The following is a 14,741-nucleotide window of genomic DNA, read 5'->3' on the forward strand; positions in this document are numbered from 1 at the left end:
TGCGCGGGAATGACAATAATTATTATAACCAAGCTTATGGATTCCCGCCTGCGCGGGAATGACAATAATTATTGTAACCAAGTCTATGGATTCCCGCCTGCGTGAGAATGACAATAATTATTGTAACCAAGTCTATGGATTCCCGCCTGCGTGAGAATGGCAGGATTCGGTTTGAATCATTGGTGCCGCTGCCACTTAAATTTCCATGTCTTGTCATTCCCGCGCAGGCGGGAATCCATCCATCAAAACAATTCCTTATTCAAATTTAACCACTGAGGGTTATTTTGCTCAATTAGATTTATTTTCCATTGCCTATTCCACTTCTTAATTTGCTTCTCTCGTGTTATCGCTTCATACACATCGGAATGGATTTCATAATAAACCAATTGATGCACATTATATTTCTTTGTGAATCCTTGGAGTAATCCTTTTTGATGCTGATAAATTCGCTGTGCCAAATTGCTGGTGACCCCTACGTATAATGTGCCATACTTTTTGCTAGCCAACAAATTTACATAATATTGTTTTTCCTCCATTATGGTTCCAATTAAACCTGCTTTAATTCAACAAATCCGCGGTAATTGTTCTCCGGCCAACCAGTCAACAATTCTCATGCCGCCAAATTTTGTTTTTAATTGCACAAAATGTCGTGGGTCTTCAATCACTTCGCCAATAATTTCCGTATGAACTCCCAAAGGATGTGCGCGCATTGCGGCTAATAAGGTATGTGCATCGTCAGGAGCACAAATGGCTACTAGTTTTCCCTCATTGGCGACATATAACGCATCAAGTCCTAACAACTCGCACGCGCTGGCAACCTCGGTACGAATCGGGATTTTGCTTTCATCAATGATAAAACCAACATGGGATTGCAAAGCAAGTTCATTTAATGTGGTTGCGAGACCTCCACGAGTCGGGTCACGCAAACAATGAATATCAGGGACTGCAGCAATCATATGAGCCACCAAATCGTGTAGCGAAGCAGTATCTGATTGTATTGTTGTTTGAAATTGTAAGTTATTTCGATGAGCCATAATGGCAACACCATGATCGCCGATATGTCCGCTGACTAGTACCCGATCGCCGGGTTTCGCTCTGTTACCAGAGATCTGGATGCCTTCAGGGACTACCCCAATTCCCGTAGTGGTAATGAACACTCCATCCCCTTTGCCGCGTTCGACTACTTTGGTATCACCGGTAATAATGGGAATATGAGCCTGTTGTGCGGCAGCCGCCATCGAGTTGACAATTTTTTGTAAATCAGCAAGTGGAAATCCTTCTTCTAAAATAAAACTGGCGGACAGGTATAATGGTTTTGCACCGGACATCACAATGTCATTTACTGTTCCATGCACCGATAAGGAACCAATATCACCTCCGGGAAAGAACAAAGGTGAGATTACATGTGCATCTGTGGTCATGACCATTCGACCTGCGGATACTGAAAAACAAGCCTGATCATTTCTTTCTGCAAGCCACTGGTTATCAAAGGCAGCTAAAAACATTTGCTCGATTAATTGTGCCATGGCGCGCCCGCCGCTGCCATGAGTTAAATTAATAATGCCTTCTTTAAAATTGAGTTTTGGTGCTTTTACTTTTTTGGACATTATCGCTTCAGTCATCATGCATTCACCCGCCCATAAGCATATACCGCAGCACATGCGCCTTCAGAAGACACCATACAGGAACCTAATGGATTTTCGGGGACACAAGCTTTGGCAAATAATTTACATTCTATTGGTTTTTTTACACCACGCAGTACCTCACCACAAATGCATTGTTTGTGCTCCTGGGAGGTAAAGTGAGGAATATCAAAACGTTTTTCTGCATCGAACTCAGCATATTCGGCTCTGATTTTTAAAGCACTTTGAGGAATAAGTCCCAAGCCACGCCATTCAAATTGATCACGTAATTCAAATACTTCAGCCATAATTTGTTGGGATAGCTGATTTCCCAAGCGATTAACTGCCCGAGTATATTGAATTTCTACCTCACATCGTTGCTCATTGGTTTGCTGAATTAACATTAAAATAGAATGCAGTACATCCAAAGGTTCGAAGCCTGAAATCACAATGGGCTTGTTGTATTTTTTGCATACTGCTTCATAGGGTTGGCTACCAATCACAATACTGACATGAGCAGGACCAATAAACCCATCGAGTTTGACTTCGTTGGATTGCAGTAGGTGATCCATAGGCACGGGTGTTAAAACATGGTTACAAAAAACACTAAAATTACTGAGCTTTAGTTGATGCGCTTGGCGGATAACCAATGCTGTTGGAGGTGTTGTGGTTTCAAAGCCAATAGCAAAAAATATAATTTCTTTATGAGGGTTTTCTTGAGCAATTCTTAATGCGTCGCTCGCTGAATAAATCATCCGTACATCAGCGCCTTTTGCTTTGGCATGCAAAAGATTTTTTTGTCCTGTGCCTGGAACGCGCACCATATCTGCATAGCTGCAGAGAATCACATTAGGTAATGCGGCCAAAGCCATTGCTTTATCCGTTGTAGCCATAGGCAAAACACAGACAGGGCATCCAGGACCATGGATCATTTCGACATTATTTGGCAATAAGCTCGGAATTCCATAACGATGAATGGCATGGGTATGACCGCCACAAAACTCCATGAACTGGTAGTGTCGATCCGGATCAACTTGTGTCTCAATTGCTTTGGCGAGCGCTTTTGCAAAATTGCCATTTCTGAACTCTTCAATGTATTTCATGCCGATGCACCCTGAGCCATTTGAGCAAATAAATCCAGGGTTTTTTGTGCTTCGAGTTCATCGAGTCGTGTTAATGCATAGCCAACATGAATAACCACATAATCTCCCAATGCGATTTCATCTAATAATTCAGTTGATATTTCTTTAGTGATACCACCAACATTGACTATCGCTTTGGCATCATCAAGAATTTGTATAATTTGTGCGGGTAACGCCAAACACATAAATTATCCTTTGTTCTTATTAAATCTGGATATGCCTTTCAGCCTGAGTCCCGACTATATTAATCATAAATTCCCCGCAATCCAGGCTTGTCCGAGGGAAATTCCTCCATCATTGAGGGGAAGAGCTCGCGGTAAAAAAGAGGTGATACCGTATTCACTTAGTACAGCGGTTAATCCTTCGGTCAATATTTGATTCAAAAAACAGCCTCCGCTTAATACTACCATATCAATTTTCCTTTCTCGACAGGTTTGCTTGATCCATTCTGCAAGACCCGCAATCAGTGTCCCGTGAAAAAGATTGGCTCCAGTTATAGGATCAGGACAATTAGCCAGCAGTTCGAGGGTGGGCATCATATCAAAGCAATTCTCTTTTATTTGCCACCCATTGGGGATGCTTTGTACCTGAGTCACGAGACTTTCTAGACGCATCGCTGCGTGTCCTTCGTAATGCGAGATTAATTGAATTCCTAATAATGCACTTGCTGCATCAAACAAGCGGCCACAACTGCTTGTGGCGGGGCTGTTTATTTTTTTATCCAGCATTTGCTGAATCAAGTGTGCTTGTGGAAACTCAGAAAATCGTTGTGTAATTTCATTGCCACGTCCTAAATGATGTAACACACTGGCAGCCATTCTCCAGGGTTCGCGAGCTGCATTTTCTCTACCGGGTTGCAGGATTGGAACAAAAGATCCAATTCGAGTACACCTCGTTTTTTCTAATAAAAAAAACTCGCCACCCCAGGCCTCTCCATTGCTGCCATATCCATACCCATCAAGAGCTAAACCCAGGACTGATTTTTTGATGCCATGTTCTGCGATAATTGAAGCCAAATGAGCATGATGATGTTGTATTGCAAAAGCAGGAATTCCATAGCACTCGGCAAAGTATGTCGTGTAAAAATCGGGATGTAAGTCATGAGCGATTCGTTCTGGAGTTACATCAAGAAAACGTAACAAATGATTTAATGACTCATGAAAGAATTCAATGGTTGCTTTGTTATTTAAACTGCCAATATGTTGGGAAACAAAGGCTTCATTACCACGAGTAATGCAAAATGTATTTTTTAGATGTCCGCCTACGGCCAAGGTTGTTGGAATTTCATGGGGGAGCTGGATTGGGTTCGGTACAAAACTTCGAGAGCGACGAATGAATACAGGGGTCTGATGCATCAGACGTAGTACTGAATCATCTACACGCGTCACAATTTGACGATTGTAGGAGACAATTTTATCTGCAACATGATTGAGCTCTTGCTCGGCACTATGGTCTCCAATTATAAGTGGTTCACCACTTAAGTTGGCGCTTGTAACTACTAATGTAATGTCTTGAAACTCGTTTAACCAGCCACAACCGTCCTCATTTCCAATAAGCGCATTAAAAAGTAAATAATGCAATGGAGTGTATGGAAGCATGATTCCTAAAATGTTTAAACCGGGAGCAATTTGAGGATTGAGCTCCCTCAATTCATCATTTTTTTTGAGTAAAACAATAGGGCGGGTAATGCTTTCTAATGAATTTTGTTCTTGTTGATTGATCCTGACAAGACGTTTTGCGCTTAGACTGTTCACAACCATGAGCGCGAAGGGCTTCGCATCACGTTTTTTTCTTGCACGTAACTTGGCTACCGTAGTTTCATTGCGCGCATCACATATGAGTTGGTAACCACCCAAACTTTTTAAGGCAATGATCTCGCCTTGCAAAATACATTGTGCTATTTCTTCTACAGAACATGAAAGTTGCGGGCCGCAATGGATACAGGATGTAGGTTGAGCATGATAGCGTCGGTTTTCAGGATTATTATAATCTGCTTGGCATTCCACGCATAAAGGGAATAAATCCATTGAGGTTTGATTGCGATCATAAGGAAGATCGCGAGTAATGGTAAATCGAGGGCCGCAATGCGTACAATTCAAAAAAGGATAACGGAAATAGCGGCTTCGAGGATCAAAGAGTTCCTCTAAACACTCGGAGCAAATACAGATGTCAGGAGTAATGAGGGTATTTACTCTGCCTTTTTGGCTTTCAATAATTTTAAAAAGTGTCTCATTGGCTTGTAAGGGAATGGTTTCCTGGTGAATATCATTTACTTTAGCAAGCGGAGGCAAGTTATTTTGTAAATGAGCAATAAAATGACCAGCTAAAATCCCTTGTACTTCAATCAGTACACCGTACGCATTGTTTTGGATCCATCCAGTGAGATCAAGTTGTTTGGCAATCCGGTAAACACAAGGTCTAAAGCCAACACCCTGAACCTGTCCTTGAATGATTATTCTTAATCGTTCGATTTGTTTAGACACGATTATTTATTTGCTTTTGTCTTAGCCATTCATACCAATCATTTAAACCATCTCCATGGCTCGTTGAAAGGGTAAGCGTTTCAATGTTTGGATTAATTTGACGCGCGTATTTAATGCACTGTTCAAGATCAAAATTGACATAAGGGAGCAGATCCATTTTGGTGATGATCATGAGATCGGCACAATGAAACATATCCGGATATTTCAATGGTTTATTATCCCCTTCTGTGACGGAGAGAATAACTACTTTGAATTGTTCGCCTAAATCAAATAATGCAGGACAAACAAGATTGCCTATATTTTCGATAAATAAGAGTGAGTTTTCTTTCAGAGGAAGATCTTCTAAGGCATGACCCACCATATGTGCATCCAAATGACAGACTTTTCCTGTGTTTATTTGCAGGGCATTGCCGCCACTGGCTTTAATGAGTTCTGCATCATACTGTGTTTGTTGATCACCTACTACAACTGCAATATCCAATTCCTGTTTTAAATCCAGAATGGTTTTTGCCAAAAGGGTTGTTTTTCCTGAACCCGGACTTGACATGATATTCAAGGCTAAAATATTTTTTTTAGCTAAAAAACTTTTATTGTTGCGAGCAAATTGTTGGTTTTTAGCTAAAATATTTTGCTCCACATGAATCAGATGTTCGTCATGAACATGATGTTCTTGTTGATGCCCATGCTCATGTCCATGTTGATGTACATGTTGATGTACATGATGCTCCATTTCATTATGTTCTTCAGAACAACCACAAATTCCACACATTATTCGACCACCATAGATTTAATTCGTAATTCTTCACCGTGAATAACCTTTAATGCATGACTTCCACAAGCCTGACATGCATCATAATACTGTTGCAAAGGACTCCGTTTTTGACACGATTCGCAGAGCGCTTCTCCAGGAATATCAATGATGTTAAGTTCGGCGTTCTCAGCCACTGTTCCTTTGGCAATTACAGTAAAACCAAAAATTAGGGCATTCTTCTCAACTGCAGCAAGTTGTCCAATCTCTAAAACTATTTTCTTTATTCGAGCACACTGTGCTGTATCTGCTTTCTGCTTAATTATTTCGAGAATACTTTTACACAGCCACAATTCATGCATTATATGACCTGATATTAAATTTCTAATTATACATTTGGATTAAATTAATCATACCAATAATCAAACTAAATGATGCAATAATAAGACCAGCCATTCGAGAGAATAAAAGAGATACTGAGTCTGCACGTTGGATCAAAGTTGAAACAAATAACCCATTTAATCCGTCAGAAACCATCATCCCAAGCATAAAAACGATGCCAAGTACTCCTGAAAATAACCATCCAGCCATGGCTCGTGCGGAAAGAGAAAATAAAACAACTTGGCTTACCGTATCAAAGGACAGGGCAAAGAGTGCTCCGATTAAGATGATTAAAAAAGGATTAAAGTTATTCCGAATTAATTTCTTTGCCAAGTAGTTTTTTAAACTGGTTGGCAGAGGAGGAGTGGATTGGTTGCGGAACACATTCCAGAGATTTAATAATCCAAAAATCAATAAAAAAGTAATCGATATACTGTTTCCGAGTCCGTCTAGCCATTGGGGAACGATTATCGGTTTCACCCCGTTGCCAATAATTAAGCTGATTAAAATAACTACACTACCATGTCCAAGAGAAAATAAAAAACCTACAATTTTGGCCAGAGTTCGATGTGCGCTGACCATCCGTGTAACTGAATCAATCGTTGCCAGATGATCCAAATCAAAACCATGACGAAGGCCTAATAGAAATGCCATCGCGATTAAAAGCAGTCCGGAATTTTCCATAGTTTACTCTAATAGCTTGGGTACAGAAACTATCATTCCCGCGAAGTCGGGAACTCAGTTCTAGCCGTGAACAGTGCTCGTTTAAGAATGGATTCCCGCTTTCGCGGGAATGACAATTAACTTAATGGCGATGCCGTTGTGCTGCGCCCAGGCCATAATTAATTACAATTATTATTAATGACACAGTTTACCAAACTGGTTGCAAAGTGATAATTGTTATTTTGATCATGAATTACTTCCCAGTCAAAAACACCACCAAATCCCGGATAAGCTCGTGGTGGAACATAGGTATCACAGCTTGATGAACTTGCGACCCCTGTACGTAAGCATTGTATAGCTCGTTTGATTGTACTAATGACTGCTGCGGGTGAGCCATCACTTTGTCCTGATGCATTGGGCGCAGGATAACCAAGGACTACTTGAGATGGGGTTAGATAACTGATGTATGGTTGGAATCCGGTCTGTTGTCCTGAACTGGTGACTGCAGGCCAATTTTCTAATAAATCAGTTGCCATGGCTACCGAAGCATTGGGAGTAGCTGTATTGTTTGGATCATAACAAATTAAGTCAATGCCGAAGGTACAACCTGCGTTATACATTTGAATCCCAACCCATTCTAAAGATTGATGAGTTTGCATCACCAATGATGCATAGTTCCCCCATGTTGCATCAAATCCTGAGGTGGCAGCAACATTAGCAGTTTGTGGCGCCAAGGTAAGAAGCAAATCAGGATGGTTGGTATGCAGTGTATTGATAATATTCGCTAAAACGGCAATATCACCTGTAGGATTGGTAAACGTTCCGCCTGCGTTTAACCCACTTTCAATATCGATATCAAACCCATCAAAATGATATTGAGATACAAGATTTTCTAATGAAGTGATGAAGGTTTGTTGGAATGCTGCAGGTGAAGAGGCAGCAGCCAATACCTGATGAAAATTTACTGTGGTATTGGGGATGCTTGAGGAGGCGCCGCCTAAAGAAAGCAATACCTTAATGCCTGCGTTATGCAATGATTGAATGTAACTTGCTGATACAGTATCGAAGGCCGAAGTAATTTGTCCTGGGGATGTAGTGCTAAATACCCCAAAAGCAACAAGAATATGGGTATAACCAGCATTAGCTAAAGCAGTAGCGGATGGTGGTGTTACCCAGCCTGGTAAGTAACCTATAATTCTGCCGCCAGTGGTTGTGCTTTGAGTATAAGTAATCGTTTCTGTTGCAGTAGATGATGCGGTTAAAGGTTGGGGAGAATAACTTATTGTATAACCATTAACTGCTGTTGCACTGACTGTGTAAACGACCCCATCAGTTAAGTTGACATTACTCGTTCCTGTGCCATTGCTTAATAAAATTGTTTCATTTACAGCCGAACCATTGCCACTAGGAGTAAAGGTTACATTAATGGAAGAAAGAGAGGAGGGGGCTCCTGTTATTGTAATGGGAACGCTGTCTAAAGCTACTTGAACGCAGTTATAGGTGAGTTGTACTGTTGGGGCAGAAACTGCTGCTGTAGCCGATGTTGGAGTGAATACCGGGGTACAATTATATCCGTTGTAGGCTATCGCTGGAGTAGAAAAACTATAACTAACTCCATTAGCTAACTGACTAATTACATTCGTAGTGCTCCAATGTACTTGTGCATTGATGGCGCTCTGATTATCCATCCGAGTTAAAGTTACCGTAGGTAGAATCGTATAACCTGATAATTGGGATGGTAACGCAGGTAAGGTGATATTTATGTTTCCTGTTGTTGGCATTGCTGTATAGGTAAGTGTAGAGGAAACGGTGGTATCTGCAGAAACGGTTAAGTTTGTAGGATTTGCAACGCCTTGATACACGACTCCATTGCTATCTGTAACAGCAGTTGGCGAAACGGTATAAGTTCCGGCTGAGAGGCCCGATATCAGTTGTTGTCCAGACCAGGGAACCTGGACTGTACTTATAGTTTGTCCATTTAAAGTTAAATTAACTAAGGCATAATTTTGCGATACATTCGCAGGTTTTGCTGTTGCATTAATTAAATTAATATTACCTGTAGATACTGGGGAATTTAAATAAACAAGAACGCTATTGGCGATGTAATCTGCAGTAGGCGCCCCATAAATTATTGTAAAAAAACTTCCTTTAGGCAGCTTACTATTGGCACCTGGATAGGTGGGGAATTGTAATGAGAGCGAGGATAAGTAGGTACCGTTACTTTGGGGTTGTGATGTAATTTGTAATGTATTGACTGGATAGGATAAAGGCGAAAAATTTCCCCAAAAAGAGGTGTTTAAATTACTGTTATTAGAAAATGTTATTGTAGCGTTTTGAAAGTCTACGCTTTGATTGCAATTGTTAGTTAATTTCAGTGAAATAGTTTGCCAGCTTTTTGTACCCGTTGAGCTCAAGCTTCCTGTAATACAAGAAGTGGGTTGAGGAGCAACAATTGGCGTTTTGGCAAATCCATCATTTAAGAAAAACAAAAAACCAACTAAAAGCCCTATTTTTTTCATAAATTCCCTTAATTTTCATAAAACTAGTTATTAGTGGGGGATCAACAATAAAGGCCTTTAGGGGTAAATGCAAGTGTTCTTTGTAACACAAAAGCACGGATTTAACCGTGCTTTGAATCCAAACAATTGTTGAAAAAAAAGCTTAAATAGAAGGGTTTTTATCTTTTATTTTTGACCATTGTTCGTCTGCTTTTTTGATATTAGCAGGAATATCTTTTAGCCAAATATCTTGTATTTGTTTATTTAGATTCAGATAAAGTGTTCCATTTACAAGCTTCCATGCTAAAGGATCACTAATTACTTTGTGACCAGAAGCTACTCCATAAGCGCAATATCCTCCATAGGCAGGTAGATATTTTTCAGGATTTGCTGCAAATATTTTTTTATTTTCCGTGGTTGCAAAAATGTAAGCAACATCATGATAAAATACGACATGGTTCCCATTTCCTCGTACAGGTCCACTTTTTTGCTGATAGGAAACGAGATCATAACCCTGATTCCCAACCAGACTGGTTGAGCTATCTGTTGTGGCTCTAGAGATCAAGGGAAATAAAAAAAGTAAAATGAAAAAAAATAAAAAGCGCGGCAGTGAAACATTCATGTTTATAACTCCATAGGTAGCTTTATCTAAAAGTATAGTCACTACGTTTTATTTCTTTCACTGGAAATGAATCTAGTGAAAGCCGTTATAATCCATTGCCAGTATTTGTGATTCCTTTTTATAACTTTCCGAAAAATGAACCAATTCAGGTAGACTTTTTTCACACCAACGAGTTGCCGTCATTACGGGTAGGGTATCCTTATTGTTGTTCAGGCTCCATTGGGCCTGTTCTAATAATAAGCTGGCGGCATAGGTTTGTGCCAATCCAAATGCAAGTTGTCGTGCTCCAGCCTGTTGTTTTTCATCACTCATCTGGGACATGGATTGAATATATTTTTTCAACTTTTGAACGGCGTATTGTGTTTTTATTTGAGACTGAGTGAGTTCTTTATTGTTAATTTGACTTAATCGCTTTTGCATGTCCTCAAGAAAAAGTACTGCTGCATTCTCTTTATGAATAGCGCGCAATGCATCAAGACTTAGAATATTAGTTGTTCCTTCCCATATAGACAGTACTTGTGCATTTCTTAATAATTGTGGAAGTCCTGTATCTTCAATATAGCCAGCCCCTCCAAAAGCTTCTAAGGCTTCGCTAATCAGGGCGATTGCCTGTTTTGCCGTATAAAGTTTTATCAGAGGAGTTAAAAGTCTCAGTACAGCACGTTCCATTTCCGTTGCTTCATTTAATTCATCTTTTCCTAACAGCTCAACGGCATGAAAAACCAGATGGAATGCAGCGGTAAATTCGACTTGCATGTTTGCCAATGTTTCCAGATGCAGTACATGCTTTGAGAGAGTGTGGCCAAAAGCAACCCGTTTCGTAGCATAATCACGAGCAAGTGCAAGGGCTCGTCGCATGTAACCAACAGCGCAGCAGGCGTTGTAAACGCGAGTAATATTAAACAGAGATGATATTTTTTTAACCCCATCCCCAGCTTTTCCAACTAATAACGCCGGAGCATCTTCCAGAGTTAATTCGGCAGTGGGAAGGGCACGAGTACCTAATTTATCTTTTAAGCGATTAATATGTATGCCATTCAGTTTGCCCATCTGATCTCGGAGTTCAAGATAAAACAGACTAAGTCCTTTACTGCCTTCGGGGGCTCCTTCAATACGGGCAAGAGTCATGGCAATTTTTGATGTTGTGGCAGAAGTAAACCATTTAACGCCATTGAGACGATAATGAGAACCATCCCGTTTTGCAATGGTTGATGTGCCGCTTACGTCAGAACCTCCAGTGCGTTCGGTCATCCATTGTCCAGAGGTCCAGAAATGAGCAGGATCAGAGGAGGTTAAATGGGGAAATGCATGTTTTTTCAAGGACTCATCTGCATACAGTTCCAATGCTCGAGCAGCCCCGTCAGTCATTGCAAGAGGGCAAGTATAGATTGCCGATGAAGGATGAAATAAATACAATTTGGCAAATTGATGGATGCGTGATAATGCACCATGTCGTCGTTCATACCCTATAGCAATTAATTGTTCTTCTGCAGCGATTTTGTCGAGCTTTTTCCATGCTTGGGAAACTTCAATATGGTCAATGCGTTTACCCCAAGGGTCATAGGGTATATGTTTAGGGGGAGATGCTTCGGCTTCTTGGCCTAATTTGTAGATGTCTTCAATAACTCGCTGACCAAGACGATACAATTCAGGTTGAATTTCCATCAACATGGAAGAGGGAAGTTTCCATTCCAGATAAGTTTTTAAAACTCGATCCTCATCATATTGATTACCCAAACGGGGCGGAGTTTGAAAAAAATCATTCATGGATCTATTCCTTTAGATTTTTAAGTTCTATCTATCTTAACCGGCTTAAATATATCGAGCAATCCAAAAACCATATGACCTCCTTTTCTACGATCTGCTATGGGCATGCTCCATTTAGGCTAAAAGTCATGTTAGTTTGATAAGAAAATAAAAATAGATTTGAACTTTCTTTGCAAATCTGACAAGGTAATTGCTGAATTTTAAAATGAAGTGCAATGAAATGAAGAAAGGAGTCTAAGGTGAGTAATTCACATTTCTTAAATAAGGAATTTGCAGCGGCTGTTATATTGTCTCAATTTTTTGTCGGATTATCTGCATCTGCTGCTGGTTTGCAACTAAATGAAACTAGCCCAAGCTTGCAAGGTTCTGCAATGGCTGGTTCCGCAGCGGCAAGTAATGATGTTTCTGCCTTGTTTAACAACCCAGCAACATTATCTACCATACAGCAAAATCAGATTTATCTTGGTGCAAGTGAGTTTATTCCACAAATCAGTATGATTAATGGAGAAGCTTTTCACACATTTTATGTGCCAGGTATGCCACCATCTAATATTGCCGGCCCGGTTCAGGGGAGTGCTTCCCAACATAACATCAGCAATGCAGTGTTCATTCCACAAGGTTATATTGGATGGCGTACACCTCTCGATAAGTTAACCCTTGGCTTAGCTGTTGTCGAACCATTCTATTTATATAACAAATATTCCGAAGATTCTGTATTACGTTATGCATCAGTCAAAAGTGAGATTAATTCTGTTGATATTAATCCCACCCTCGCCTATCAAGTTAATGAAAAGTTATCGCTAGGTGTTGGCTTTCAAGCTCAATATTTAAAAACAATTTTTTCGCATTTTGATGGGGTTAATACGGGAGTTCCTCCGATTGACCTATTAATTGCAGCCACAGAGCCTAGTCATTTAAAAAGTGATGGGTGGGGTTATGGTTATACTATTGGAGCCTTATTTCAGTGGGACCAGTTTACTCGTTTTGGGGTAAGTTACCGCTCGGAAATTTCCACCAATTTAAGTGGTCATGGAGAGCAATATACAATTATCGGCGATATAGTACCTTCTCCTGCAACTACTTTTTTATACAATAGTCAAACCGCTGTAAATAATAATTTTAAGACCCCTGGGGTATTAACTATTGGTGTTGCTCGAGATATTAATGATTGGACGTTAAAGGCAACAGCTCAGGTTAATTTCTGGGATTATTTAGGTGATCTTGTTGTTTCAACCCCAGATGCCTATGAGACAATTTATATTGTGCCAATGAAATGGCATAACACCTTTTTCGGTTCTCTTGGCGCTGATTACCGTTACAATTCCTCCCTCACGTTACGTGGAGGATTTGCTTATAATCAGACCCCAATCAATTTACAAAATCGTACTCCTCTTATTCCTCAGTCCGATCAATATTGGTTAAACTTTGGATTGAGCTATTTTATAAACAATCATTTCTCAGTTGATGGTGCTTACTCGCATATTTTTATTCGTAAGCAATCAGTGAATATTGCCCAAGCCAATGAAGGAGTTCCCGGCCTGGCAGCGCCATTAGAAGTCAATCAAGTAAGTGCTGACTACAAAGGTACAGAGAATATTGTATCGTTGGGATTACGATACAGCTGCTAAGTCATTATAAGGAGATAATTGAATGTTAACTAAAATAAGAAAAATGATATTACATGCCAAAACACAATTAGTTGTGTTGATGAGTATGTTTTCTTTAGGCTGTATGCTGCCTCATGTTGCTCAAGCTATTCCACTTAATAAAATTACCAAAGTTTACTTTTTTGGTGATAGCTTATCAGATAGTGGTTTTAATAATGTGTTTACACTCATCAATGGGATGCCTGATAAAGCGCCTACGTTTACAACGTTTAATGGTTATACTTGGGCTCAATATGTAGCGCATGACATCATGGGGACGCCACTCCTGCCTGCAGGCACTCTATTTCCCACCATAGATGACAAGATGACCAATAATACAACGCCGATTTTTAATGATCCCTCTAAACCGCCTGCGCCTCCTATCGTACCTCTACCCAATGGGTTTAATTTTGCTTGTGGAGGAAGTAGGACTGTAGCTGAACCAGGAATAGATTTTTATTGGGCTCCATCTGTTCAGCGCCAAGTTCAAAATTACTTGTCTACTGCACCAAAGAAACTGGATCCTAATGCTGTATACTTTATTTGGTCAGGTGCGAACGATATGCTTTATGGAATTTCTGAACAGCTTAATCCAATAGCGTTCATGCAATTGATTGACGTGACCACAACTCAAATTGTTCAACAGATTGATGTTCTTAGTGCTCGAGGCGCTCAAAAATTTGTAATCTTGTCTCAGCCTAATATTGGCGCTACTCCGTTTATAAACCAATTGGCCGTAGCAATCGGGGATCCATCGCTTCCAGGAAAAATAAAAAATCTTAGTTTTATGTTTAATTCGCTGCTTAATCAAAAATTAGGTGCCAAACGAAATAAAGCCAAAATTTTATATTTTGATACTTATACCGCGTTGGATAACTTAATCAGTAATGCAAAAGCAGGGGAACCAACAGTCATAAGTGGGGTATCGTTTTTATTTCAAAATGTTACCGATCCTGTATGTACGGCTCCAATAGCTATTTTATGTCAACAAACTTCAAATAACTACCTTTTTGCAGATTCAGTTCATCCTACTGATATGGCACATCATGCTTTAGCGTTGGAAGTGGAGAATCAAATCAGGCAATGGTTGTAGAGTAGTAGATTCCTCATCCCTAGCTACACAGCCATTAAGTTAAGAAAAAAACGGGGGGTCCCGCGAAAGCGGGAAC

Annotated in this window: 13 protein-coding genes; 2 read left to right on the forward strand and 11 right to left on the reverse strand. The window is 40.1% G+C overall.

What is annotated here, in order from left to right; translation table 11 throughout:
* Window positions 1-242: 242 nt before the first annotated feature.
* The 11 genes from BW930_RS06615 to BW930_RS06665 form a co-directional block, all read right to left on the reverse strand.
* Window positions 243-536 (reverse strand): GIY-YIG nuclease family protein, encoded by a 294-nt coding sequence (locus tag BW930_RS06615; protein ID WP_058468631.1) that lies wholly within the window; start codon window positions 534-536, stop codon window positions 243-245.
* A gap of 27 nt (window positions 537-563) precedes the next feature.
* The gene (hypE, locus tag BW930_RS06620) at window positions 564-1,625 is read right to left on the reverse strand and encodes a hydrogenase expression/formation protein HypE (protein ID WP_432416321.1); all 1,062 of its coding nucleotides are present in this window, start codon (window positions 1,623-1,625) and stop codon (window positions 564-566) included.
* Window positions 1,622-2,725 (reverse strand): hydrogenase formation protein HypD, encoded by a 1,104-nt coding sequence (gene hypD / locus BW930_RS06625; RefSeq protein ID WP_058468632.1) that lies wholly within the window; start codon window positions 2,723-2,725, stop codon window positions 1,622-1,624. The genes hypE and hypD overlap by 4 nt, the downstream gene beginning before the upstream one ends.
* Window positions 2,722-2,949 carry a HypC/HybG/HupF family hydrogenase formation chaperone gene (locus BW930_RS06630; protein WP_058468633.1) on the reverse strand — a complete coding sequence of 76 codons (228 nt, stop codon included), beginning with the start codon at window positions 2,947-2,949 and terminating at the stop codon, window positions 2,722-2,724. The genes hypD and BW930_RS06630 overlap by 4 nt, the downstream gene beginning before the upstream one ends.
* Window positions 2,950-3,012: 63 nt before the next feature.
* The gene (hypF, locus tag BW930_RS06635; RefSeq protein ID WP_238587886.1) at window positions 3,013-5,247 is read right to left on the reverse strand and encodes a carbamoyltransferase HypF; all 2,235 of its coding nucleotides are present in this window, start codon (window positions 5,245-5,247) and stop codon (window positions 3,013-3,015) included.
* Complete coding sequence (gene hypB / locus BW930_RS06640; protein WP_058468634.1) at window positions 5,240-6,016, reverse strand: hydrogenase nickel incorporation protein HypB; 777 nt, start codon at window positions 6,014-6,016, stop codon at window positions 5,240-5,242. The genes hypF and hypB overlap by 8 nt, the downstream gene beginning before the upstream one ends.
* On the reverse strand, window positions 6,016-6,357 hold the full coding sequence (gene hypA / locus BW930_RS06645; protein ID WP_058468635.1) for a hydrogenase maturation nickel metallochaperone HypA: 342 nt from the start codon (window positions 6,355-6,357) through the stop codon (window positions 6,016-6,018). The genes hypB and hypA overlap by 1 nt, the downstream gene beginning before the upstream one ends.
* A gap of 22 nt (window positions 6,358-6,379) precedes the next feature.
* The gene (locus BW930_RS06650) at window positions 6,380-7,060 is read right to left on the reverse strand and encodes a HoxN/HupN/NixA family nickel/cobalt transporter (protein ID WP_058468636.1); all 681 of its coding nucleotides are present in this window, start codon (window positions 7,058-7,060) and stop codon (window positions 6,380-6,382) included.
* Between the two features lie 158 nt (window positions 7,061-7,218).
* Window positions 7,219-9,558 (reverse strand): glycosyl hydrolase family 18 protein, encoded by a 2,340-nt coding sequence (locus BW930_RS06655; protein ID WP_058468637.1) that lies wholly within the window; start codon window positions 9,556-9,558, stop codon window positions 7,219-7,221.
* A 142-nt stretch (window positions 9,559-9,700) separates the two neighbouring features.
* On the reverse strand, window positions 9,701-10,159 hold the full coding sequence (locus BW930_RS06660) for a YHS domain-containing (seleno)protein (protein WP_058468638.1): 459 nt from the start codon (window positions 10,157-10,159) through the stop codon (window positions 9,701-9,703).
* A 72-nt stretch (window positions 10,160-10,231) separates the two neighbouring features.
* Window positions 10,232-11,926: an acyl-CoA dehydrogenase family protein gene (locus BW930_RS06665; RefSeq protein ID WP_058468639.1), complete on the reverse strand. Its 1,695-nt coding sequence runs from the start codon at window positions 11,924-11,926 to the stop codon at window positions 10,232-10,234.
* A 239-nt stretch (window positions 11,927-12,165) separates the two neighbouring features.
* Between BW930_RS06665 and BW930_RS06670 the strand changes: the two genes are divergently transcribed.
* Both BW930_RS06670 and BW930_RS06675 read left to right on the forward strand, forming a co-directional pair.
* Entirely contained in the window at window positions 12,166-13,554 is a 1,389-nt protein-coding gene (locus BW930_RS06670; RefSeq protein WP_058468640.1) for an OmpP1/FadL family transporter, read from the forward strand.
* A gap of 22 nt (window positions 13,555-13,576) precedes the next feature.
* The gene (locus BW930_RS06675) at window positions 13,577-14,665 is read left to right on the forward strand and encodes an SGNH/GDSL hydrolase family protein (protein ID WP_058468641.1); all 1,089 of its coding nucleotides are present in this window, start codon (window positions 13,577-13,579) and stop codon (window positions 14,663-14,665) included.
* Window positions 14,666-14,741: the final 76 nt, after the last annotated feature.

The organism is Fluoribacter gormanii, assembly GCF_900156395.1.
GTDB classification, from domain to species: Bacteria; Pseudomonadota; Gammaproteobacteria; order Legionellales; family Legionellaceae; genus Legionella; species Legionella gormanii.

Excerpts from the sequence above, each read along its gene's own strand:
- BW930_RS06615 (WP_058468631.1), bottom strand. The coding sequence starts at position 536 with ATGGAGGAAAAACAATATTATGTAAATTTGTTGGCTAGCAAAAAGTAT.
- hypE (WP_432416321.1), bottom strand. The coding sequence starts at position 1,625 with ATGATGACTGAAGCGATAATGTCCAAAAAAGTAAAAGCACCAAAACTC.
- hypD (WP_058468632.1), bottom strand. The coding sequence starts at position 2,725 with ATGAAATACATTGAAGAGTTCAGAAATGGCAATTTTGCAAAAGCGCTC.
- BW930_RS06630 (WP_058468633.1), bottom strand. The coding sequence starts at position 2,949 with ATGTGTTTGGCGTTACCCGCACAAATTATACAAATTCTTGATGATGCC.
- hypB (WP_058468634.1), bottom strand. The coding sequence starts at position 6,016 with ATGTGTGGAATTTGTGGTTGTTCTGAAGAACATAATGAAATGGAGCAT.
- hypA (WP_058468635.1), bottom strand. The coding sequence starts at position 6,357 with ATGCATGAATTGTGGCTGTGTAAAAGTATTCTCGAAATAATTAAGCAG.
- BW930_RS06650 (WP_058468636.1), bottom strand. The coding sequence starts at position 7,060 with ATGGAAAATTCCGGACTGCTTTTAATCGCGATGGCATTTCTATTAGGC.
- BW930_RS06655 (WP_058468637.1), bottom strand. The coding sequence starts at position 9,558 with ATGAAAAAAATAGGGCTTTTAGTTGGTTTTTTGTTTTTCTTAAATGAT.
- BW930_RS06660 (WP_058468638.1), bottom strand. The coding sequence starts at position 10,159 with ATGAATGTTTCACTGCCGCGCTTTTTATTTTTTTTCATTTTACTTTTT.
- BW930_RS06665 (WP_058468639.1), bottom strand. The coding sequence starts at position 11,926 with ATGAATGATTTTTTTCAAACTCCGCCCCGTTTGGGTAATCAATATGAT.
- BW930_RS06675 (WP_058468641.1), top strand. The coding sequence starts at position 13,577 with ATGTTAACTAAAATAAGAAAAATGATATTACATGCCAAAACACAATTA.